The sequence below is a fragment of the Pseudomonas sp. L-22-4S-12 genome (assembly GCF_009799935.1).
In the GTDB taxonomy this organism is placed as follows: Bacteria; Pseudomonadota; Gammaproteobacteria; order Pseudomonadales; family Pseudomonadaceae; genus Aquipseudomonas.
Genome location: NZ_WELL01000001.1, coordinates 269,527 through 289,752 on the forward strand (window position 1 = coordinate 269,527; position 20,226 = coordinate 289,752).

Sequence of the window (20,226 nt, forward strand, 5' to 3'; positions counted from 1 at the left end):
GCTCCCTACGCTAACAATTCGTGGTTGCCGCCGCAGCCTGGCTGCGGCGGCGCAATGCATTAATGATCCAGCGCCTTGTACTTCTCGCGCAGGTGGTTGCGGATGAACACCGCGCTCAGGTTGAGCAGGGCGATCACCAGCACCAGCAGCAGCGCGGTGGCGTACACCAGCGGGCGGGCGGCCTCGACGTTGGGGCTCTGGAAGCCGACGTCGTAGATGTGGAAGCCCAGGTGCATGATCTTCTGGTCCAGGTGCAGGTACGGGTAGTTGCCGTCCACCGGCAGCGCCGGCGCCAGCTTGACCACGCCGACCAGCATCAGCGGCGCCACTTCGCCGGCGGCGCGGGCCACGGCGAGGATCATGCCGGTCATCATGGCCGGGCTGGCCATCGGCAGCACCACTTTCCACAGGGTCTCGGCCTTGGTCGCGCCGAGGGCCAGGGAGCCTTCGCGCAGGGCCCGCGGGATGCGCGCCAGGCCTTCCTCGGTGGCGACGATCACCACCGGCACGGCGAGGATCGCCAGGGTCAGCGAGGCCCACAGCAGGCCCGGGGTGCCGAAGGTCGGCGCCGGCGCGGACTCGGGGAAGAACAGGCGGTCGATCGAGCCGCCCAGCACGTAGACGAAGAAGCCCAGGCCGAACACGCCGTAGACGATCGCCGGGACGCCGGCCAGGTTGTTCACCGCGATGCGGATGATGCGGGTCATCAGGCCCTGCTTGGCGTACTCGCGCAGGTAGATGGCCGCCATCACGCCGAACGGGGTGACGATCACCGCCATGATCAGGGTCATCATCACCGTGCCGAAGATGGCCGGGAAGATGCCGCCCTCGGTGTTGGCCTCGCGCGGCTCGTCGCTGACGAACTCCCACAGCTTGGCGAAGTAGAAGCCGAGCTTGTCGAAGGTGCCCATGGCGTTCGGCTGGAAGGCGCGCACCACCTTGCCCAGGCTGATTTCCTCTTCGCGGCCATCGACCGTCTTGACGGTCACGCTGTCGCGGTTGAAGGCGCTGTGCAGCTCGGTCAGCTGGGCTTCCAGGACCTTGTACTGGGCGTCCCACTCGGCGCGCTGGGCGTCCAGGTCGGCCTGGGCCGCGGCGTCCAGCTGGCCCTTGAGCTCCAGGCCGCGGGTCTGCAGACGCAGGCGCTCGAGGCCGGCGTTGATGCGGCCGATGTCCTTCTTCTCCAGCTTGGCGATCTGCGCGTGCAGCTCGTCGATACGGGCGATGCGCTGCTGCAGCTCGCCCCAGGCCGCCTCACCCTCGGCGACCAGCTGGCCGCTCTGCTTGACGTTGACCAGGTAGCCGTAGAAGTTGCCCCACTCGCGGCGCTCCATCACCAGCAGGTTTTCCGGGGTGCGCGATTCGCTCATCCACTCGGCGACCACCCAGCTGAAGTCGGCGCCGAACAGCTCGCGGTTGCCGACCTTGAGCAGCTCGCGGGTCATGAACTCGCCGCCCTTGACGTCCACCGGCAGGCCGGCGGCGGCCAGGCGCGCACGCGGCACTTCCTCGGCCTGCACCAGCTCGCCGGCGATGATGCGCGATTCCTCGCCCGGCACCTGGTAGCGCGACTCGATCACGTCGGCCGGCCAGAAGTGGCCGAGGCCGCGGGTGGCGATCACCGCCAGCAGGCCGATGGTCATGATCACCGCGATGGACACGCCACCGGCGGTCATCCACACCCAGGGCGCGCCGCTCTTGAACCAGGACTTGAGGTTTTGCTCTTTGCTTTTCACGGACATCTACCTTCCCAGTTCTCAGAGCGATGCGTATTTCTTGCGCAGGCGGGTACGGATCACTTCCGCCAGGGTGTTCATCACGAAGGTGAAGGTCAGCAGCACCAGCGCGGAGAGGAACAGCACGCGGTAGTGGGTACTGCCGACTTCCGACTCCGGCATCTCCACCGCCACGTTGGCGGCCAGGGTGCGCAGGCCTTCGAAGATGTTCATGTCCATGATCGGCGTGTTGCCGGTGGCCATCAGCACGATCATGGTCTCGCCCACCGCACGGCCCATGCCGATCATCAGCGCCGAGAAGATGCCCGGGCTGGCGGTGAGGATCACCACCCGGGTCAGGGTCTGCCAGGGCGTGGCGCCGAGGGCCAGGGAACCGAAGGTCAGACTCTTCGGCACGCTGAACACGGCGTCTTCGGCGATCGAGTAGATGTTCGGGATCACCGCGAAGCCCATGGCCAGGCCGACCACCAGGGCGTTGCGCTGGTCGAAGGCGATGCCTAAGTCATTGCTGATCCACAGGCGCATGTCGCCGCCGAAGAACCAGTTCTCCAGGTGACCGCTCATGCCCAGGGAGCCGGCGCCGATCAGCAGGATCACCGGGATCAGCAGCGCCGCTTCCCAGCCGTCCGGGATCAGCAGGCGGACTTTCTCCGGCAGGCGGCTCCAGGCGTAGGCGGCCAGCAGGATGCCGACCGGCATCAGCAGCAGCAGGCTGAACATGCCGGGCAGGTGGCCTTCCACATAGGGGGCGAGGAACAGGCCGGCGAAGAAGCCGAGGATCACCGTCGGCAGCGCTTCCATCAGCTCGATCACCGGCTTGACCTTGCGGCGCATGGCCGGGGCCATGAAGTAGGCGGTGTAGATCGCCGCGCAGATGGCCAGCGGCGCGGCCAGCAGCATGGCGTAGAAGGCCGCCTTGAGGGTGCCGAAGGTCAGCGGGGCGAGGCTCATCTTCGGTTCGAAGTCGGAGTTGGCCGAAGTCGATTGCCAGACGTACTTGGGCTCGTCGTAGCTTTCGTACCAGACCTTGCTCCACAGCGCGCTCCAGGAAATCTCCGGGTGCGGGTTGTCGACCACGAAGCGCTGCACCTGGCCCTGGGACTCGACCAGCACGCGGTTGGCGCGCGGCGACAGGGCGGCAATGGCGGCGCCATCGGCGACCTGCTCGGTGAGCAGGGTGCGGTGCGCGGTGCTGTGGAAGATGCCCATGCGGCCTGCGGCATCCAGGGCGAGGAAGCCCTTGCGGCGTTCTTCCGGGAGGATCTGGGTGATCGCCTGGCCGTTCAGCTGGAAGTCGCGGATACGGGTCAGGGTCGACTTGTCGTCGGCATCACGGACCATGAACCACTGGGCGATGGTGCCCTGGCTGTCGCCGACCATCAGCGAGATGCCGCCCAGCAGCTGGCTGACGCTGGTCACCTCGGCCGAACCCTCGAGCAGCTTGTAGCGGCCGTTGAGGCTGTTGCTGCGCAGGTCGAAGACATCGGCGGTGGCCTTGCCGTTGATCACGTACAGCCACATCTGCCGCGGGTCGATGACCATGGCCTTGATCGGCTCGGCGATCTGCGGCAGGGCGATGCGCTGCTCCTCCAGGCTCGACTCGCCGGTGAGCAGGTTCTCGCTGCGGGTGATCGACAGCAGGTGCAGCTCGGCACCGGTGGAGGCGCTGAGCAGCAGGGTATCGTCGTTCTGGCTGACGGCCACGTGTTCCAGGGCGCGACCCTGGGCATCCAGCACCAGCGGCACCTCGCCGAAGGGGTAGTTGACCTTGGCGGTGATGGTCTTGACGTTGTCCGGGTAGCTGACCTTGTAGTCGTGCTGGAACAGCAGCACCTGGCCGTTGGACAGGCCGAGTACCACGCGGCGGCTGCCGGGCTGGTCCTGGCTGACCGAGCTGATGCCAACGCCGGCCGGCAGCGGCAGCTGGTAGTCATTCAGCAGGGCGCTGTCCTTGAGGCTGAAGAACTGCACCTGGCCGGCGCGACTGAGGCGCATCGCGACCTTGTTCTGCTCTTCCACGGCCAGCAACAGGGCCTCGCCCTGGCTGGCCAGCCAGGCCGGCTGCTGGGCCTTGCGCGAAGTCAGCTCGGCGCCGCCGAACATCGGCAGCACCACGTGAGCCAGGTAGAAGAAGATCAGGGTGATGCAGGCCAGCACGGCCAGACCACCGACGCTCACGTACCAGCGCGTCATCCGGTCCTTGAGCGCGCGCATGCGGCGCTTGCGCAGCAGGGCCGGGGTGTTGAAGTCCAGCCGTTGGCTGTTGTCCGAGGAAGCGGTCATGGTGTCGTTGGCCAAGTCGTTCATGCGAAATTCTCTGGGCGGTTGCGCACGCGCGCCCCTGATTTGAGCAGGCGCTTAAATCTAGCCACCTTGTGTGACAGAAAGATTACAGCGTGGTGACATGACAACGCCCGCGACTCCAAAGAGTAGCGGGCGTATCGGCTGGCGCACCGGGCTTGTGGCCCGGGCACTGGCGGGGCCGGTTACAGACCCAGATCCTTCAGCGCCTTGGCGGCCACCTTGGCCGGCATCGGGATGTAGCCATCCTTGAGCACGACTTCCTGGCCTTGCTTGGACAGCACCAGCTTGACGAACTCGGCTTCCAGCGGGCTCAGCGGCTTGTTCGGCGCCTTGTTGACGTAGACGAACAGGAAGCGCGACAGCGGGTACTTGCCGGCCAGGGCGTTGGCCTCGTTGGCCTCGAAGGCTTCGCCGCCCTTCTTCGACAGCGGCACGGCACGGACGCTGGCGGTCTTGTAGCCGACGCCCGAGTAACCGATGGCGTTCACGGTGCTGGAGATCGACTGCACCACGGAAGCCGAACCCGGCTGCTCGTTGACGTTAGGCTTGAAGTCGCCTTTGCACAGGGCTTCTTCTTTGAAGTAGCCGTAGGTACCGGATACCGAGTTGCGGCCGAACAGCTGCACCGGCTTGCCGGCCCACTCGCCGGAGAGGCCGACGTCACCCCAGTTCTGCACGTTGCTGCCGCCGCACAGGCGGTTGGCGGAGAAGATGCCGTCGACCTGGGCCATGTCCAGCGACTTGATCGGGTTGTCCTTGTGCACGAACACGGCCAGGGCGTCGACGGCGACCGGGATGGCGGTCGGCTTGTAGCCGAACTTCTCTTCGAAGGCCTGCAGCTCGTTGTCCTTCATCTCGCGGCTCATCGGGCCGAGGTTGGAGGTGCCTTCGGTCAGCGCGGGCGGCGCGGTGGAGGAGCCGGCGGCCTGGATCTGGATGTTCACGTTCGGGTAGAGCTTCTTGTATTCCTCGGCCCACAGGGTCATCAGGTTGGCCAGGGTGTCGGAGCCGACGCTGGACAGGTTGCCCGATACACCGGAAGTCTTTTCGTAGGTCGGCAGAGCCGGGTCGATAGCAGCCGCTGCGGTAGCGGCGCTTACGCCAGCGGCGACGAAAGTCAGGGCCGCCATCAAACGCTTCAGTTTCATGCCTTGCTCCAAGCAGGATAGGGTTGGATTGAACGGGGCCAAGTATCTGCAGGCCGCATGACCACTCTATGAACGGATTGTGACAATTAGATTAAAGCGCGGGAAATTACCAAGGCGCGCCTGCGGGCCTGGTGAGCGTAGGTTGGGTTGAGGTGCGTAGCGCCGAAGCCCAACGGCCTGCCGACAAGCCAGCCGCGAGGCTGGACCGGGCACCGCCGTTGGGCTTCGCTGCGCTCAACCCAACCTACGCCAGCACCTGCGCCGCATCGCGGCGCTGCCACAGCCAGCCGCCGATCAGCATGAACAGCAGGCACAGGGCGCCGACATAGTAGGCCGGGCCCAGCGGGCTCCACTTCAATAGCAGGCTGACCAGGATCGGCGTCAGCCCGCCGCAGATGGCATAGGCCAGGTTGTAGGAGAACGACAGCCCGGAGAAGCGCACCACGGCCGGGAAGGCGCGGACCATCACCAGCGGAATCGCGCCGATGCTGCCCACGCCCAGGCCGGCCAGGGCGTACAGCGGCAGCAGCAGTTGCGGCTGGCTGGCCAGGCTGCTGTAGAAGGCCCAGGAGCTGAGCAGCAACAGCAGGCCGCCGAGCACGAACACCCGGCTGGCGCCGAAGCGGTCGGCCGCCCAGCCGGCCAGCACGCAGCCCAGGCTCAGGCAGACGATGGCCAGGCTGTTGGCCTGCAGCGCATCGGCCGGCTTGAAGCCATGCAGGGTCTGCAGCAGGCTCGGGGTCATGAGGATCACCACGACTATGCCGGCCGACAGCACCCAGGTCAGCAGCATGCACAGCAACACCGCCGGCCTGTGCTCGCGCACCACCGCCTTCAGCGGCAGCTCGGCGGCCAGCGCCTGGCGCAGCTGCATCTCGGCGAACACCGGGGTCTCGTGCAGCCAGCGGCGCAGGTACACGGAAATCAGGCCGAACACCCCGCCGACCAGGAACGGGATGCGCCAGGCGTAGGCCGCCAGCTCCTCGGGGCTGAACACCCGGTTGATCAGGCTGGCGGTCAGCGAGCCGAGCAGGATGCCCACCGTCAGCCCGGCGGTCAGGGTGCTGCAGGCGAAGCCGACATGCCGCGCCGGCACGTGCTCGGCGACGAACACCCAGGCCCCCGGCACCTCGCCGCCAATCGCCGCGCCCTGCACCACGCGCAGCGCCAGCAGCGCCAGCGGGGCCCAGATGCCGATCTGCGCGTAGGTCGGCAGCAGGCCCATGAGCAGGGTCGGCACGGCCATCAGGAAGATGCTCAGGGTGAACATGCGCTTGCGCCCGAGCAGGTCGCCGAAGTGGGCCAGGATGATGCCGCCCAGCGGCCGCGCCAGGTAGCCGGCGGCGAAGATGCCGAAGGTCTGCAGCTGGCGCAGCCACTCGGGCATGTCGGCGGGGAAGAACAGCTTGCCGACCACCGCGGCGAAGAACACGAAAATGATGAAATCGTAGAATTCCAGGGCGCCGCCCAGGGCGGACAGCGACAGCGTCTTGTAATCGCCACGGGTCAACGGGCGCGCCGCGGGCGCAGCGCTGGAGGGCACGGAAGGCATGGTCGGCAGCTTCTTCTAAGAGTCGAGGGACGGCTGCCAGCGGCAGCCGGGGCACGATAGCAAATTGCAGCGGTCTTAGGACCTGCCGTCGCCGCGAGGCTTCGGGGCGCCGAAAGCGCCGTCTGGGCCGCACAATCGGGCGACAAATGCAGAACCGGGCGGTCGTCGTCTGACGCGCCGCCCGATATACTGCGCGTCAGGCCCGCTGGGCCGCGGGCGATTGCGCAAAGGCCTGGCCGCCGGCCAAGCCTTTGCAGAATCTCCCATACCACTCCAAACATAAGAACACCGGCACGGGGCCCACCATGATCGAGCTCGAACAGGAAGATCCGATACCGCAAGGCGATCTGGCCCTGCAGCTGACCGCGCTGCCGCGCGAAACCAACGGCTTCGGCGATATTTTCGGCGGCTGGCTGGTGTCGCAGATGGATCTGGCCGGCACCGCCATGGCCAGCAAGGTCGCCGGCGGCCGGGTGGCCACCGTGGCCATCGACCGCATGGCCTTCCTGGTCCCGGTGGCCGTCGGCGCGCAGCTGTCCTTCTATACCCAGGCCCTGGAAATCGGCCGCAGCTCGATCCAGATGCTGGTCGAGGTGTGGAGCGACGACCCGCTGTCCAGCGAGTGGCGCAAGGTCACCGAGGCGGTGTTCGTGTTCGTCGCCATCGACGGCAGCGGCCGCACCCGCCCGGTACCGCCGCGCCGCGGCTGAGCCGGCCCCAGGCCGCAGCCCGCGCACCAGCCATCGGCTGCCGGCGCGCGCCGCCCCGCATGGGGCACGCGGACGCTCTAGCACGCCGGCGGCAGCGACAAGCCGCACCCACCCACGCGCCGCGCCGCGGCACTGGCCTTTCGCCGAAGTCTGCGGTACACCTCTACTTTTAGCGTGCGGATACCGAGATGAACGCCCTCCCCTCTGTCGAACGCGTCGAGCTGGATGAACTGACCTGCTGGCGCGTGCATGTCGGCGACGCCGAACTGCTGGTGGCCCAGCAGGGCGCGCAGATCCTGCATTACCAGCACGGCGCGCAGGCGCCGATCATCTGGCTCAGCGAGCAGGCCGCCTACCACCGCGGCCAGTCGGTGCGCGGCGGCGTGCCGGTGTGCTGGCCCTGGTTCGGCGACCTGCGGCGCAACCCGCCGGCGGTGCAGGCGCAGTACGCCGGCGGCACGATCAGCCCGGCGCATGGCGCGGTGCGCGGCCTGGACTGGCAGCTGCAGGGCATCGAGCAGGCCGACGGCGCGGTCAGCCTGAACTTCGTCTTCGACAGCCGCCAGCATCCCCTGCCCGACTGGCCGCATGCGGCCGAACTGCACCTGAGCATCCGCCTCGACCAGCAGCTGCACCTGAAGCTGGGCAGCCGCAACCTCGGCGAGCAGCCGCTGGCGCTGAGCCAGGCGCTGCACAGCTACTTCGCCGTCAGCGATATCCGCCAGGTCAGCGTGCAGGGCCTGGACGGCTGCCGTTATATCGAGACCCTGGACAACTGGCAGCAGCACCGGCAGCACGGCGCCCTCGGCTTTGCCGGGGAAACCGACCGCATCTACCTGGACACCCCGACGCGCCTGAGCATCGTCGATCCGGGCTGGCAGCGGCGCATCCACCTGGATGCCTGGGGCTCGCACTCGGCCATCGTCTGGAACCCCTGGATCGACAAGGCCCGGCGCCTGTCGCAATTCGCCGAGGACGCCTGGCAGCGCATGCTGTGCATCGAAACGGCGAACGTCGGCGACGACATCGTCACCCTGGCCCCCGGCGAGTCCCACAGCCTGCGGCTAACGCTCAGCAGCGAGGCGCTCTAGGAAACCTGCTCTAAGCCCCGCGCGGGCAGGCGCCTATTCGCCGCGCAGCGCCTCCACCGGGTGCAGGCGCGCCGCCGCCCGCGCCGGAGCGATGCCGGCCAGTACGCCGATCAGCCCGGCCAGCAGCAGCGCCAGCAGCAGGAACGCCGGGCGCAGGGCCAGCGGCAGGCCCGGCGCCGCCAGGTGCAGCACGCCGAGCAGCAACGCCAGCAACAGCAGGCCGAGCAGGCCGCCGGCCAGCGACAGCAGGGTGGCCTCGGCGAGAAACAGCCCCAGCACCTGCCGCGGGCTGGCGCCGATGGCGCGCAGCAGGCCGATCTCCGCGGTGCGTTCGCTGACCGTGGTGGTCATGATGGTGAGGATGCCCACCGCCCCCACCAGCAGGGAAACCCCGCCGAGGGCGCCGACCGCCAGGGTCAGCACCGCGAGGATGCGCCCCAGGCTGGCAAGCATGTCGTCCTGGGTGGTGATGTTGAAGTCCTCGGCGCCGTGCCGTTCGACCAGCAGCGTGCGGATGCGCTCGGCCAGCGGCGCCGAGCCGGTGCCGGCATTGAACACCACGTCGATCTCCATCAGCCCCTCGCGGTTGAACAGGCTCTGCGCCCAGTCCACCGGGATGTAGGCGATGTCGTCGAGGTCGAAGCCAAGCAGCTGGCCCTTCTCGGCCATCACCCCGATCACCCGGAAGCGCGTGCCGCCGATGCGCACCAGCTCGCCCAGCGGGTTGGCCGCGCCGAACAGCTCGCGGTGCAGGGTGTAACCGAGCACCGCGTAGGGCGGCGAACGGCCGTCGCGCGCCGGCGGCAGGAACTGGCCGAGGGCCAGCTCAAAGCGCCAGGCCTCGGCCAGCTGGTGGCCGCCGCCGATGATGTCGCTGCGCCGCGAGCGCTGCTGGTACTGGATGTCGCCGCTGCCCTGGATGATCGGCACCACCGCCTCGACATGCGCCAGCCGGCCCAGGGCCGCGGCGTCGCCCAGGTTGAGCGGGCGCACGCTGCTGAGGATGCCGCCCAGGCCGCCGGTCTGGGTCTTGCCCGGGTGGATGGCGATGATCCGCGTGCCGAACTGCGAGAAGTTGTCCAGCACGTAGCCGCGCAGGCCCTCGCCGATGGCGGTGAGCAGCGCCACCGCGGCGATGCCGATGGCCACCCCGAGCAGGGTCAGCAGGCTGCGCAGCGGCCGGCTGGTCAGCGCCGAGGCGGTCAGGGCGAAGCCATCGCGCAGGCGCATCATGGCCGGTTCCCGCCAAGCATGGCCATCAGCGCGCCGCCTGCGGACGCAAGGCGTCCACCGGGTGCAGCGCCGCCGCGCGGCTGGCCGGCAGCCAGGCGAACAGCAGCGCCGTGGCCAGCGCCAGCAGCGCCGCGCTGAGGCGCGCCCACCAGGGCGCATGCAGGGGGAAATCCCAGATCCAGCGCCCCAGCCACAGCAGCGCCTCGCCCAGCGCCAGCCCGGCCAGGGCGCCGGCGCCGGCCAGCAGCCCCGCCTCGCCGAGAAACAGCAGGCGCACCTGCGCCGCGCTGGCGCCGATGGCCTTGAGCAGACCGATCTCGGCGGTGCGCTGGTTCACCGCGATCCAGGTCACGTTCATGATCAGGATGCCGGCCACCAGCAGGCTGATGGCGGCGATCCCGGCCAGGGCCAGGGTCAGCGCGCGGAGGATGTCGGCGAAGGCGGCGAGCATGGCATCCTGGCCGATCAGGGTGATGTCGTCCTCGCCCTCGTGGCGCTCGCGGATGGTCGCGATGATCTGCCGCTTGCCGCTGGCCAGCAGGCCGGGCCCGCGCAGCTCGGCGAACACGCGGAACAGCCCCTCGCGGTCGAACAGCATCTGCGCGCTGGCCACCGGGATGATCAGCATCTCGCCGAAATCCATGCCCAGCGATTCGCCGCGCTCGGCGAGGATGCCGACCACGCGGAAACGCCGGTCGCCGGCGCGCAGCCACTCGCCCAGCGCCGGGCGCGTGCCGAACAGCTCGCGGCGCAGCTTGGCGCCGATCACGCAGACCGCCCGCGCCTCGCCGAAGTCCAGCGCCGGCAGCGGCTGGCCCTGGCCGACCTGGAGCTGGCGGATGGCGAAGAACTGCTGGCTGGTGCCGAGGGTGAAGGCCTCGCGGTTGCGGTTGCCGACGCTGACCTCGACCTGCCCGGCCTGCAGCGGCGCCACCCGCAGCACCGCGGGCAGGCGGGCGATGGCCGCGGCGTCCTGCAGGGTCAGGTCGCGCGGCGCCAGGCCGGTGATCGGCGGCATGCCGCCGCTGGTTTCCTTGCGCCCGGGCAAAATGATCAGGGTGTTGCGCCCGAGCACGGCGAACTCGCCGAGGACATAGCTGCGCGCGCCTTCGCCGAGGCCGGTGAGCAGGCTCACCGCGCCGACCCCGATAGCCACCGCCAGGAGCAGCATCAGGCTGCGCGAACGGTGCCCGCGCAGGCTGCCGAGGCACAGGCCGAGGGCATCGGCGGCGCGCATCAGTTCGGCTCCTGGTGGCGGTCTTCGACGATGCGCCCGTCGCGCATCAGCAGCTGGCGCCGGGCGCGCCGCGACAGCTGCGGATCGTGGGTCACCACCAGCAGGGTCAGGCCCTCGCCGTTGAGCTCCTCGAGCAGCGCCACCACTTCGCCGCCGGTGTGGCTGTCGAGGTTGCCGGTGGGCTCGTCGGCCAGCAGCAGGGCCGGCTGCATGGCGATGGCGCGGGCGATGGCGACGCGCTGGCGCTGGCCGCCGGACAACTCGCCGGGGCGGTGGGCCTGGCGGTCGCCGAGGCCCAGGCGCTCGATCAGCCTGGCGCTACGGCGCCGGCGCTCGGCCGGTTCGATGCCGGCCAGGAGCATCGGCAGCTCGATGTTGTCCCGCGCGGTCAGGCGCGGGATCAGGTGGTAGGACTGGAACACGAAGCCGATCCAGCGGCTGCGCAGCTCGGCGCGGCGCACCTCGTCGAGGGTCGCCGTGGCCTCGCCGCGCAGCCAGTACTCGCCGCTGTCCGGGGCATCCAGCAGGCCGAGGATGTTGAGCAGGGTCGACTTGCCCGAGCCGGACGCCCCGGTCACCGCCAGGTACTCGCCGGCCGCCACCTGCAGGTCCACCGCGTCGAGGCCCATCACCCGCTGATCGCCGAGCTGGAAGCAGCGGCTGACTGCGCGCAGCTCGATCATGGCGGGCTCTCCGCCGCCTCCTCGGGGCGCACCGCCAGGCCGTCGGCCAGGCCCTCCTGGTCCAGGCTGGCGAGGATCCGCGCGCCCGCCTCGATGCCGCCCTGCACCTCGGTCCAGCGCCAGTTGCTCAGCCCACTGCGGATGCGCGTCTCGCGCAGGCGCCCGGCCGCGGCGTCGTAGCGGTACAGCCGCTGGCCGTCGAGCAGGGTTTCGGTGGGCACGCGCAGGACCTCGCGCTTCTCCTCCAGGAGGATTTCCACATCGGCGCTGTAGCCGGTGAGCAGGATCACCTCGGGCGGCACCTCGGCGAAGCGCACCTCCACGTCGACGGTGCGCGCCTGCTTCTCCAGGTCGCGGACAAAGGGCGCGATACGGCTGACCTGGCCGGCGAAATGGCGGCCGCGAAAGGCGTCCAGGCTGATCCGCACCGGCATGCCGAGGCGCACGCGGGCGGCGTCCACCTCGTCGATCGGCGCCTCGACGTACAGGCAGCTGTCGTCGATCAGGTCCACCGCCGGCGGCGTGGGGATGCCCGGTGGCGAGGGGGTGACGTACTCGCCCAGCTCGCCGTTGATCTGCGCGACTATGCCGGCGAAGGGCGCGCGCAGGGTGGCCTGGTCGAGCAGCGAGCGCTGCAGCTCCAGCTGGGATTCGGCCTCGGCGATCAGCGCGGTGCTGGCCGCGCACACCAGGGCCGACAGGTTGGCACGGGTCTGGGCCTGGTCCAGGCGGTCGGCGGCGGCCAGCTTGCGCTCGGCCAGGTGGCGCAGGCGTTCGAGGTCACGCTGTTCCAGATGGGCCTGCTGGCAACGCTGTTCGCGGGCATTGCGCTGCGCGCGCAGGCGCGCCTCGGCCTCGCTGACCCGGGCCTGGCGGTCATCCTGGCGCAGGCGCAGGAGCACCTCGCCGGCCTGCACGCGCTGGCCCTCGTCGACCAGCAGCTGGGTGACCTGGCCGCCGAGGTTGAACGACAGGCGCGAACGCCGGCAGGCCTTGAGGGTGCCGGCGCGGGTATTGGCCACCAGGGTTTCCACCGTGCCGCGCTCGACCGCCACCAGGCGCACCGGCAGCGGCTCGGGCCGGCTCCACCACCACAGCAACAGACCCAGCACCAGCAGCAGCGGGACGCCGAATAACAGTTTGCGCATGCCCATCTCCCAGGCTCCAGTCCAATCAGACTAGGCGCTGGTGGGGCGGCTGTGCCAGAGATGAGCCGGTATGGGCGCGGGCGAAGGGGCAACGCCGCTGGCGTAGGGTGCGCCGCGCGCACCAGGCCCCACGCGGGGCGCGGGGTTACAGGTCTTCTTCCTCGACCAGGCGCACTTCGCCGCCGCTGATGGTGTAGGCGGCATCGGCCAGGTCATTGCTGACCGCCTCGATCTTCAGGGTGCCGCTGACCCACAGCGGCGCATAGATGTCTTCGAGGAGGATGGCCTTGGCCGGACGCACCAGGATGATCTGGTTCGGCGGCGGTGGCGGCACGTGGATGCAGGCGCCCGGATAGGGCACCAGGAAGAACAGGGTGCTGCGGCCCTCGGCGTCGCTTTCCAGGGGCACCGGGTAGCCGCCCAGGCGTACCAGCTTGCCGTTGAGGTGGGGCACGGTCTTGCTCGAGTACATCACCGCCGGCAGGTCCTTGGCCTGCTGCTTGAGGCCGCCCTGCTGGCCGAAGGTACCGGCGCCTTCCGGCGTCTCGTGGCTGATTTCCGGCATGGCTTCGAGGGCCTTCTGGTCCTCGCGCGGCATCAGCTCCAGCCAGTCGGTTTCCCGCGGTTCGGCCAGGGCCAGCAACGGCATCAGCAGCAGGGCAAGCAGGATTCGGCGCATGGGGGTTCTCGATGGGGCGTGAACGACAAGGCTGCGCCGGGGCGCAGCCTCACGGGCCTCAGGCGGGTTCGATCAGCGCTTCGACTTCGGCGATGCGCGCCTTCAGCGTGGCCATGTCGGCACAGCGCAGGGTGGCGTGGCCGACCTTGCGCCCGGCCTTGAAGGCCTTGCCGTAGTGGTGCAGGTGGCAATCGGCAATCGCCGTGACCTTGCCCACCTCCGGCACTTCGCCGAGGAAGTTGAGCATGGCGCTCTCGCCGACCTTGGCCGTGGAGCCCAGCGGCAGGCCGGTGACGGCGCGCAGGTGGTTCTCGAACTGGCTGCACTCGGCGCCTTCGATGGTCCAGTGCCCGGAGTTGTGCACGCGCGGGGCGATCTCGTTGGCCTTCAGGCCGCCGTCGACTTCGAAGAATTCGAAGGCCAGCACGCCGACGTAATCCAGCTGCTTGAGCACGCGGCCGACATAGTCCTCGGCCAGGGCCTGCAGCGGATGCGCGGTGCTGGCGATGGACAGGGCCAGCACGCCGCTGTCGTGGCGGTTGTGCACCAGCGGGTAGAAGCGCGTCTCGTCATCGCGACCACGCACGGCCACCAGCGACACTTCGCCGGTGAACGGCACGAAGCCTTCGAGGATGCACGGCACGCTGCCCAGCTCGGCAAAGGCGCCGACCACATCCTCAGCCTGGCGCAGGACCTTCTGGCCCTTGCCGTCATAGCCCAGGGTGCGAGTCTTCAGCACCGCCGGCAGGCCGATGGCGGCTACCGCGGCATCGAGATCGGCCTGGGACTGGATATCGGCGAAGTCCGGGGTGGGGATGCCAAGGTCCTTGAACAGCGACTTCTCGAACCAGCGGTCGCGGGCGATACGCAGCGCTTCGGCGCTCGGGTAGACCGGCACGAACTGGGAGAGGAAGGCCACGGTCTCGGCCGGCACGCTCTCGAACTCGAAGGTCACCAGGTCGACGTCATCGGCCAGGCGGCGCAGGTGCTCGTGGTCGTTGTAATCGCCGCGCAGGTGCTCGCCCAGGGCCTGGGCACAGGCGTCCGGCGCCGGGTCGAGGAAGGCGAAACTCATGCCCAGCGGAGTGCCCGCCAGCGCCAGCATGCGGCCCAGCTGGCCGCCACCAATCACACCGATCTTCATAGCTTCTGAGCCCCTATCAGGAACGCGGATCCGGGTTTTCCAGCACCGCTTCGGTCTGCTCGGTGCGGAACTGCTGCAGCGCCGCGTGGAATTGCGGGTGCTGGTGACCGAGGATGCTCGCCGCCAGCAGCGCGGCGTTGATCGCTCCGGCCTTGCCGATGGCCAGGGTGGCGACCGGGATGCCGGCCGGCATCTGCACGATCGACAGCAGCGAGTCGACGCCCGACAGCACGGCCGACTGCACCGGCACACCGAGCACCGGCAGGTGGGTCTTGGCCGCACACATGCCCGGCAGGTGCGCCGCGCCACCGGCACCGGCGATGATCACCTGGATGCCACGGCTGTCGGCCTGTTCGGCGTACTGGAAGAGCAGGTCCGGGGTGCGGTGGGCGGAAACCACCTTCACTTCATAGGGAATGCCCAGCTTTTCCAGCATGTCTGCGGTGTGACTGAGGGTGCTCCAATCGGACTTGGAGCCCATGATCACGCCAACCAGTGCGCTCATCGTTTTGCCTCTGACTCGGGCGCCTGTCGGCGCGACAAAAACCAACAAGCCACGCATCGGGCGTGGCTTGTTATGTGCGGGCCAGGCCGCATGGGGCCTGGAGGCGGCGCAGTATACCGGAAAGCGTAAACCCGCGCGCCTCCGGCTTTACCGTTCGTCCTCTTGGCGCCGAAGCGGCAGCAGGTCCGCTCAGGACGCTTCCTGGAAGAAGTAGTCGACCGTATGCATCCGATCCAGGGTCTTGCCATAGAAGTAGGTGAACGGCCGACCGGCGTCGATGATCCGCTGCAGGCATTCACGCTCGTAGCGCTCCAGGGAGCCCGTCACCATACCGTCCATATGGGTGACCATACCGACGCTGCCGAATTGGAACGTCATCATGCGCAGGCGCTTATCGCCTTCCTTGGCCCACGGAATCGGCCGCAGCACATAGCTCACTGCAGCGGCGTCCATGATGGCCTGCAGGTTGGCATCGGCAAACTGCATGCGATGGGGAATCGAGATGGGTGCAATACGGCCCACCATCTGGAAGAAGTCGTTAAGCAGAACATCGTTGCCGCCTGCTTGCAGGCGGTAGCTGATCTCAGGCAGCGGCTTATCCAGGATTGCAGAGAGCTGACAGAAGGTTTCATCCGAACTGGTCGCCAGCGGGAAGTCTTGCTCGCGTGCCGAATAGACCAGCTCGGCCTCGCCATGGAAGGTCAGCTGGCTCTCGAACTGACGCCGCATAGCCTCGGCCCTCTTGCGCAGTTGCTCGCGCTGCTCCTTCGCCAGCAACCCGCCGGTGGTTTGCGCCAGGTGCTCATCGAGCCGCTCCGGCTGAATCTCCAGAGTCAGCTTGCCAGACCACTGCTTGCGCGCTTCCAGGCGGCCGGCAAAGTAGCCCTGCACGGCCTGACGCCGCGCAGCATCCAGCGGCTCGGCAAAGCTCACCCGCAGCGATTGTTCATTTTCGAGCAGCTCAAGGTCGAACTGCTCAGCATCGAAGTGCTGCTCCTGCAGGGCCTGTTCCAGGGACTCACGCAAGGCGGGCTCAATGCCGCCCGTCAGTGTGCTGATCGGCGTATCGAAGTGCAGCACCAGCTCGTCACGGTCACAGGCGGTGAGCAACAGGCAGAGGGGCAGGAAAAGTAAGCGCAAACGGCGCATGGCTCCATCCTTGAGCAATAACAGGGCCGTGCATGCTATCGGACCCACCCGGACTGCGCATTGTCCGCGGTCACATACGGATCGGCGTAGCCCTATACGCCTTTCGGCTTTGGCATCCTGCGGCGCTCCAACTCCTACATCCATGCAGTTATCACGCATCCCTGCGGCTCAACCCCCCACGCAGCGATTCCACCCACCCTCCTGATGGGGCGCTCGGAGTTGCCTGGGCGTTCGTGGGAATGATCGTTAAGGCAGAGGCAGGCAGCCGTAGGGCCCGCTGCGCGTTCGGCTAACCGAACGCGGCATGGCGCCCGGTTCGCCAGGGCGAACGCGGCGGCTGCCGCGGCTCATCGCAAAATATTATTTAATCGTTTATTTTCAATAACTTAGATAGAACACGAGCCATGCCGAAAGCCTGGCACACAACCTGCTCTACCTCACTGCAGGAATGCCACGCGCCTTCCACCACCCACGGGCACCGCGCCGCACCCCGACGGCCACCCGCATAACAACAAGAGTGAGGATCAGCATGTTCAAGAGCAATCTCTCCCGCGCCGTCGGCATCGCCCTGGCCGCCTCCCTGTGCAGCTCCCCGGCGCTGGCCGAGGAACTGACCGGCACCCTGAAGAAGATCAAGGACAGCGGCACCATCGTCCTCGGCCACCGCGACTCGTCCATCCCCTTTTCCTACTTCGGCAGCGACCCGCAACAGCCGGAAGGCTACTCCCACGACCTGCAGCTGAAAGTGGTCGAGGCGCTCAAGCAGAAGCTGGGCCTGCCCGAGCTGAAGGTGCGCTACAACCTGGTGACCTCGCAGACCCGCATCCCGCTGGTGCAGAACGGCACCGTCGACCTGGAGTGCGGCTCCACCACCAACAACGTCGAGCGCCAGCAGCAGGTGGACTTCTCGGTCGGCATCTTCGAGGTCGGCACCCGCCTGCTGGCGAAGAAGACCACCGGCATCAAAGACTTCGCCGACCTCAAGGGCAAGAATGTGGTGACCACCGCCGGCACCACCTCCGAGCGCCTGCTCAAGTCGATGAACGCCGAGCAGCAGATGGGCATGAACATCATCTCGGCCAAGGACCACGGCGAGTCGTTCCTGATGCTCGAATCCGGCCGCGCCGTGGCCTTCATGATGGACGACGCCCTGCTCGCCGGCGAAATGGCCAAGGCCAAGCAGCCGGCCGACTGGCACGTGGTCGGCACCCCGCAGTCCTACGAGATCTACGGCTGCATGGTGCGCAAGGGCGACCCGGCGTTCAAGAAAGTGGTCGACGACGCCCTCACCGCCACCTTCAAGTCCGGTGAAGTCAACGCCATCTACGACAAGTGGTTCCTCAACCCGGTCCCGCCCAAGGGCCTGAACCTCAATTTCCCGATGAGCGACGAGCTGAAGAAGCTGGTCGCCAACCCCACCGACAAGGCTGCCGAGCAGCTCTGACACGGTGCCACCGCGCCTTCACGAGAGGCGCGGTGCGGGAACCAGGGGGCGACCGCCCCCGCCTTCGCCAGATAGGACAGGGGCACCGCCGCCACCCGCGACGGGGGTACGCGAGTACCCGGCCACCCGTCCGCCTGGGCCTTGCATCGGCTTTACCCGAGGGGAAACCCACATGAATTACAACTGGGACTGGAGCGTGTTCTTCAAGTCCACCGGCATCGGCAGCGAGATCTACCTGGACTGGTTCGTCACCGGCCTGGGCTGGACCCTCGCCATCGCCCTGGCCGGCTGGCTGATCGCCCTGGCGCTGGGCTCGCTGCTCGGCGTGCTGCGCACCGTGCCGAACCGCTGGTTGAGCGGCTTCGCCACCTGCTACGTGGAGCTGTTTCGCAACGTGCCGCTGCTGGTGCAGCTGTTTCTCTGGTACTTCCTGGTGCCGGACCTGCTGCCCGAGCCGCTGGAGATGTGGTTCAAGCAGGACCTCAACCCCGCCACCTCGGCCTACCTCAGCGTGGTGGTCTGCCTCGGCCTGTTCACCGCCGCGCGGGTCTGCGAGCAGGTGCGCACCGGCATCCAGGCGCTGCCCAAGGGCCAGCTGGCCGCCGGCTACGCCCTGGGCTTCAGCCTGGCGCAGATCTACCGCGACGTGCTGCTGCCGCAGGCCTACCGCATCATCATTCCGCCGCTGACCAGCGAGTTCCTCAACATCTTCAAGAACTCCTCGGTGGCGTCCTTGATCGGCCTGATGGAGCTGCTGGCGCAGACCAAGCAGACCGCCGAGTTCAGCGCCAACCTGTTCGAGGCCTTCACCCTGGCCACGCTGATCTACTTCACCCTGAACATGAGCCTGATGCTGCTGATGCGCCTGATCGAGAAGCGCGTGGCGGTGCCGGGGCTGATCGCCATGGGAGGCAAATAATGGACTTCAGCGCGATCCTCCCGGCCCTGCCGGGCCTCTGGCAGGGCATGGCCATGACCCTGCAGCTGATGCTGCTCGGCGTGCTCGGCGGCGTGCTGCTGGGCACCCTGCTGGCCATGGCGCGGCTGTCGCACAACAAGCTGCTGGCCAAGGCCGCGGCCACCTACGTCAGCTACTTCCGCTCCATCCCGCTGCTGCTGGTGATCACCTGGTTCTACTTCATGGTGCCCTTCCTGCTGCGCTGGATCACCGGCGAAGACACCCCGGTGGGCGCCTTCACCTCGTGCCTGGTGGCCTTCGTGATGTTCGAGGCGGCGTACTTCTGCGAGATCGTCCGCGCCGGCATCCAGGCCATCCCCAAGGGCCAGATGGGCGCCGCCAGCGCGCTGGGCATGAGCTACGCGCAGAGCATGCGCCTGATCATCCTGCCGCAGGCCTTCCGCAAGATGACCCCGCTGCTGCTGCAGCAAAGCATCATCCTGTTTCAGGACACCTCGCTGGTCTACACCGTGGGCCTGATGGACTTCCTCAACGCCGCCCGCTCGCGCGGCGACATCCTCGGCCAGGCCCATGAATTCCTGATCTTCGCCGGCCTGGTGTACTTCACCCTCAGCTTCGCCGCCTCGCAGGCGGTCAAGTTCCTGCAAAAGAGGTTAGCCGTATGATTTCCATCCAGAACGTCAACAAGTGGTATGGCGACTTCCAGGTGCTGACCGACTGCAGCACCGAGGTGCAGAAGGGCGAAGTGGTGGTGGTGTGCGGGCCGTCCGGCTCGGGCAAGTCGACCCTGATCAAGTGCGTCAACGCCCTGGAAGCCTTCCAGAAGGGCGACATCGTGGTCGACGGCACCTCCATCGCCGACAGCAAGACCAACCTGCCCAAGCTGCGCTCGCGGGTCGGCATGGTGTTCCAGCACTTCGAGCTGTTCCCGCACCTGACCATCGCCGAGAACCTGACCATCGCCCAGGTCAAGGTGCTCGGCCGCAGCAAGGCCGAGGCCAGCGAGAAGGGTCTCAAGCTGCTCGACCGGGTCGGCCTCGCCGCCCATGCGCACAAGCACCCGGGGCAACTCTCCGGCGGCCAGCAGCAGCGGGTGGCGATCGCCCGCGCCCTGGCCATGGACCCGGTGGTGATGCTGTTCGACGAACCGACCTCGGCACTCGACCCGGAGATGGTCAACGAGGTGCTCGACGTCATGGTGCAGCTGGCCAACGAGGGCATGACCATGATGTGCGTGACCCACGAGATGGGCTTCGCGCGCAAGGTCGCCGACCGGGTGATCTTCATGGATCGCGGGCAGATCGTCGAAGACTGCGCCAAGGAGGAATTCTTCGGTGACATCAACGCCCGTTCCGAGCGGGCCCAGCAATTTCTCGCCAAGATCCTCCAGCACTGAGAACCCGTCTGGGATCTCTTGATCGTCGGCCATGCTGCGTTGAAATCGGGCTCGGGCTGCTCATTTACAGCTCGTAAACTCCGCGCCCTCGCCCAATTTCGCCTTGCCTGGCTCTAGCTCAAAAGATCCTAAACAGGTTCTGAGGGAG

General features: G+C 67.8%; 18 protein-coding genes. 6 read left to right on the top strand and 12 right to left on the bottom strand.

From position 1 onward, the window contains the following. Window positions 1–59: 59 nt before the first annotated feature. The 4 genes from pstA to F3I16_RS01305 form a co-directional block, all read right to left on the bottom strand. Window positions 60–1,676 carry a phosphate ABC transporter permease PstA gene (gene pstA / locus F3I16_RS01290; protein ID WP_372239597.1) on the bottom strand — a complete coding sequence of 539 codons (1,617 nt, stop codon included), beginning with the start codon at window positions 1,674–1,676 and terminating at the stop codon, window positions 60–62. 81 nt (window positions 1,677–1,757) lie between these two features. Continuing rightward, window positions 1,758–4,043, bottom strand: coding sequence for an ABC transporter permease subunit (locus tag F3I16_RS01295; RefSeq protein ID WP_160491978.1), 2,286 nt, complete (start codon window positions 4,041–4,043; stop codon window positions 1,758–1,760). Window positions 4,044–4,222: 179 nt separating this feature from the next. Continuing rightward, a complete protein-coding gene (locus F3I16_RS01300; protein ID WP_160491979.1) occupies window positions 4,223–5,188 on the bottom strand; it encodes a PstS family phosphate ABC transporter substrate-binding protein in 966 nt (321 codons plus the stop codon). 244 nt (window positions 5,189–5,432) lie between these two features. Beyond that, a complete protein-coding gene (locus F3I16_RS01305) occupies window positions 5,433–6,740 on the bottom strand; it encodes an MFS transporter (RefSeq protein WP_160491980.1) in 1,308 nt (435 codons plus the stop codon). A 305-nt stretch (window positions 6,741–7,045) separates the two neighbouring features. On the opposite strand from F3I16_RS01305, the gene F3I16_RS01310 reads away from it, so the two are divergent. Beyond that, on the top strand, window positions 7,046–7,450 hold the full coding sequence (locus tag F3I16_RS01310) for an acyl-CoA thioesterase (protein WP_160077719.1): 405 nt from the start codon (window positions 7,046–7,048) through the stop codon (window positions 7,448–7,450). A 188-nt stretch (window positions 7,451–7,638) separates the two neighbouring features. Beyond that, window positions 7,639–8,541, top strand: a complete 903-nt coding sequence (locus tag F3I16_RS01315; protein WP_160491981.1) for a D-hexose-6-phosphate mutarotase — start codon at window positions 7,639–7,641, stop codon at window positions 8,539–8,541. Between the two features lie 33 nt (window positions 8,542–8,574). Here F3I16_RS01315 and F3I16_RS01320 read toward each other — a convergent pair whose 3' ends face one another. From F3I16_RS01320 to F3I16_RS01355, 8 genes are all read right to left on the bottom strand, one after another. After that, window positions 8,575–9,771, bottom strand: coding sequence for an ABC transporter permease (locus F3I16_RS01320; RefSeq protein WP_160492880.1), 1,197 nt, complete (start codon window positions 9,769–9,771; stop codon window positions 8,575–8,577). A gap of 28 nt (window positions 9,772–9,799) precedes the next feature. Further along, window positions 9,800–11,011, bottom strand: coding sequence for an ABC transporter permease (locus F3I16_RS01325; RefSeq protein WP_160491982.1), 1,212 nt, complete (start codon window positions 11,009–11,011; stop codon window positions 9,800–9,802). Then, on the bottom strand, window positions 11,011–11,694 hold the full coding sequence (locus F3I16_RS01330) for an ABC transporter ATP-binding protein (RefSeq protein ID WP_160491983.1): 684 nt from the start codon (window positions 11,692–11,694) through the stop codon (window positions 11,011–11,013). The genes F3I16_RS01325 and F3I16_RS01330 overlap by 1 nt, the downstream gene beginning before the upstream one ends. Next, the gene (locus F3I16_RS01335) at window positions 11,691–12,842 is read right to left on the bottom strand and encodes an efflux RND transporter periplasmic adaptor subunit (RefSeq protein ID WP_160491984.1); all 1,152 of its coding nucleotides are present in this window, start codon (window positions 12,840–12,842) and stop codon (window positions 11,691–11,693) included. The genes F3I16_RS01330 and F3I16_RS01335 overlap by 4 nt, the downstream gene beginning before the upstream one ends. A 145-nt stretch (window positions 12,843–12,987) precedes the next feature. Beyond that, complete coding sequence (locus tag F3I16_RS01340) at window positions 12,988–13,521, bottom strand: DUF3299 domain-containing protein (protein WP_160491985.1); 534 nt, start codon at window positions 13,519–13,521, stop codon at window positions 12,988–12,990. 58 nt (window positions 13,522–13,579) lie between these two features. Next, complete coding sequence (locus F3I16_RS01345) at window positions 13,580–14,665, bottom strand: 5-(carboxyamino)imidazole ribonucleotide synthase (protein WP_160491986.1); 1,086 nt, start codon at window positions 14,663–14,665, stop codon at window positions 13,580–13,582. 16 nt (window positions 14,666–14,681) lie between these two features. Next, the gene (purE, locus tag F3I16_RS01350) at window positions 14,682–15,170 is read right to left on the bottom strand and encodes a 5-(carboxyamino)imidazole ribonucleotide mutase (RefSeq protein ID WP_160488159.1); all 489 of its coding nucleotides are present in this window, start codon (window positions 15,168–15,170) and stop codon (window positions 14,682–14,684) included. Window positions 15,171–15,359: 189 nt separating this feature from the next. Then, the gene (locus F3I16_RS01355) at window positions 15,360–16,319 is read right to left on the bottom strand and encodes a hypothetical protein (RefSeq protein ID WP_160491987.1); all 960 of its coding nucleotides are present in this window, start codon (window positions 16,317–16,319) and stop codon (window positions 15,360–15,362) included. A gap of 529 nt (window positions 16,320–16,848) precedes the next feature. Between F3I16_RS01355 and F3I16_RS01360 the strand changes: the two genes are divergently transcribed. From F3I16_RS01360 to F3I16_RS01375, 4 genes are all read left to right on the top strand, one after another. Beyond that, entirely contained in the window at window positions 16,849–17,763 is a 915-nt protein-coding gene (locus F3I16_RS01360) for a glutamate/aspartate ABC transporter substrate-binding protein (RefSeq protein ID WP_160491988.1), read from the top strand. Window positions 17,764–17,935: 172 nt separating this feature from the next. Beyond that, a complete protein-coding gene (locus tag F3I16_RS01365) occupies window positions 17,936–18,682 on the top strand; it encodes an amino acid ABC transporter permease (RefSeq protein WP_160491989.1) in 747 nt (248 codons plus the stop codon). Continuing rightward, on the top strand, window positions 18,679–19,347 hold the full coding sequence (locus F3I16_RS01370) for an ABC transporter permease subunit (RefSeq protein WP_178116643.1): 669 nt from the start codon (window positions 18,679–18,681) through the stop codon (window positions 19,345–19,347). The genes F3I16_RS01365 and F3I16_RS01370 overlap by 4 nt, the downstream gene beginning before the upstream one ends. Beyond that, window positions 19,344–20,078, top strand: a complete 735-nt coding sequence (locus F3I16_RS01375) for an amino acid ABC transporter ATP-binding protein (RefSeq protein ID WP_160491991.1) — start codon at window positions 19,344–19,346, stop codon at window positions 20,076–20,078. The genes F3I16_RS01370 and F3I16_RS01375 overlap by 4 nt, the downstream gene beginning before the upstream one ends. The last annotated feature ends 148 nt before the right edge of the window (window positions 20,079–20,226 follow it).

Coding starts and splice junctions, on each gene's coding strand:
- F3I16_RS01295 (WP_160491978.1), bottom strand. CDS start 4,043: ATGAACGACTTGGCCAACGACACCATGACCGCTTCCTCGGACAACAGC.
- F3I16_RS01325 (WP_160491982.1), bottom strand. CDS start 11,011: ATGCGCGCCGCCGATGCCCTCGGCCTGTGCCTCGGCAGCCTGCGCGGG.
- F3I16_RS01310 (WP_160077719.1), top strand. CDS start 7,046: ATGATCGAGCTCGAACAGGAAGATCCGATACCGCAAGGCGATCTGGCC.
- F3I16_RS01335 (WP_160491984.1), bottom strand. CDS start 12,842: ATGCGCAAACTGTTATTCGGCGTCCCGCTGCTGCTGGTGCTGGGTCTG.
- F3I16_RS01305 (WP_160491980.1), bottom strand. CDS start 6,740: ATGCCTTCCGTGCCCTCCAGCGCTGCGCCCGCGGCGCGCCCGTTGACC.
- pstA (WP_372239597.1), bottom strand. CDS start 1,676: ATGACCGCCGGTGGCGTGTCCATCGCGGTGATCATGACCATCGGCCTG.
- F3I16_RS01360 (WP_160491988.1), top strand. CDS start 16,849: ATGTTCAAGAGCAATCTCTCCCGCGCCGTCGGCATCGCCCTGGCCGCC.
- F3I16_RS01315 (WP_160491981.1), top strand. CDS start 7,639: ATGAACGCCCTCCCCTCTGTCGAACGCGTCGAGCTGGATGAACTGACC.
- F3I16_RS01340 (WP_160491985.1), bottom strand. CDS start 13,521: ATGCGCCGAATCCTGCTTGCCCTGCTGCTGATGCCGTTGCTGGCCCTG.
- F3I16_RS01330 (WP_160491983.1), bottom strand. CDS start 11,694: ATGATCGAGCTGCGCGCAGTCAGCCGCTGCTTCCAGCTCGGCGATCAG.
- F3I16_RS01300 (WP_160491979.1), bottom strand. CDS start 5,188: ATGAAACTGAAGCGTTTGATGGCGGCCCTGACTTTCGTCGCCGCTGGC.
- F3I16_RS01355 (WP_160491987.1), bottom strand. CDS start 16,319: ATGCGCCGTTTGCGCTTACTTTTCCTGCCCCTCTGCCTGTTGCTCACC.
- purE (WP_160488159.1), bottom strand. CDS start 15,170: ATGAGCGCACTGGTTGGCGTGATCATGGGCTCCAAGTCCGATTGGAGC.
- F3I16_RS01365 (WP_160491989.1), top strand. CDS start 17,936: ATGAATTACAACTGGGACTGGAGCGTGTTCTTCAAGTCCACCGGCATC.
- F3I16_RS01345 (WP_160491986.1), bottom strand. CDS start 14,665: ATGAAGATCGGTGTGATTGGTGGCGGCCAGCTGGGCCGCATGCTGGCG.
- F3I16_RS01375 (WP_160491991.1), top strand. CDS start 19,344: ATGATTTCCATCCAGAACGTCAACAAGTGGTATGGCGACTTCCAGGTG.
- F3I16_RS01320 (WP_160492880.1), bottom strand. CDS start 9,771: ATGCGCCTGCGCGATGGCTTCGCCCTGACCGCCTCGGCGCTGACCAGC.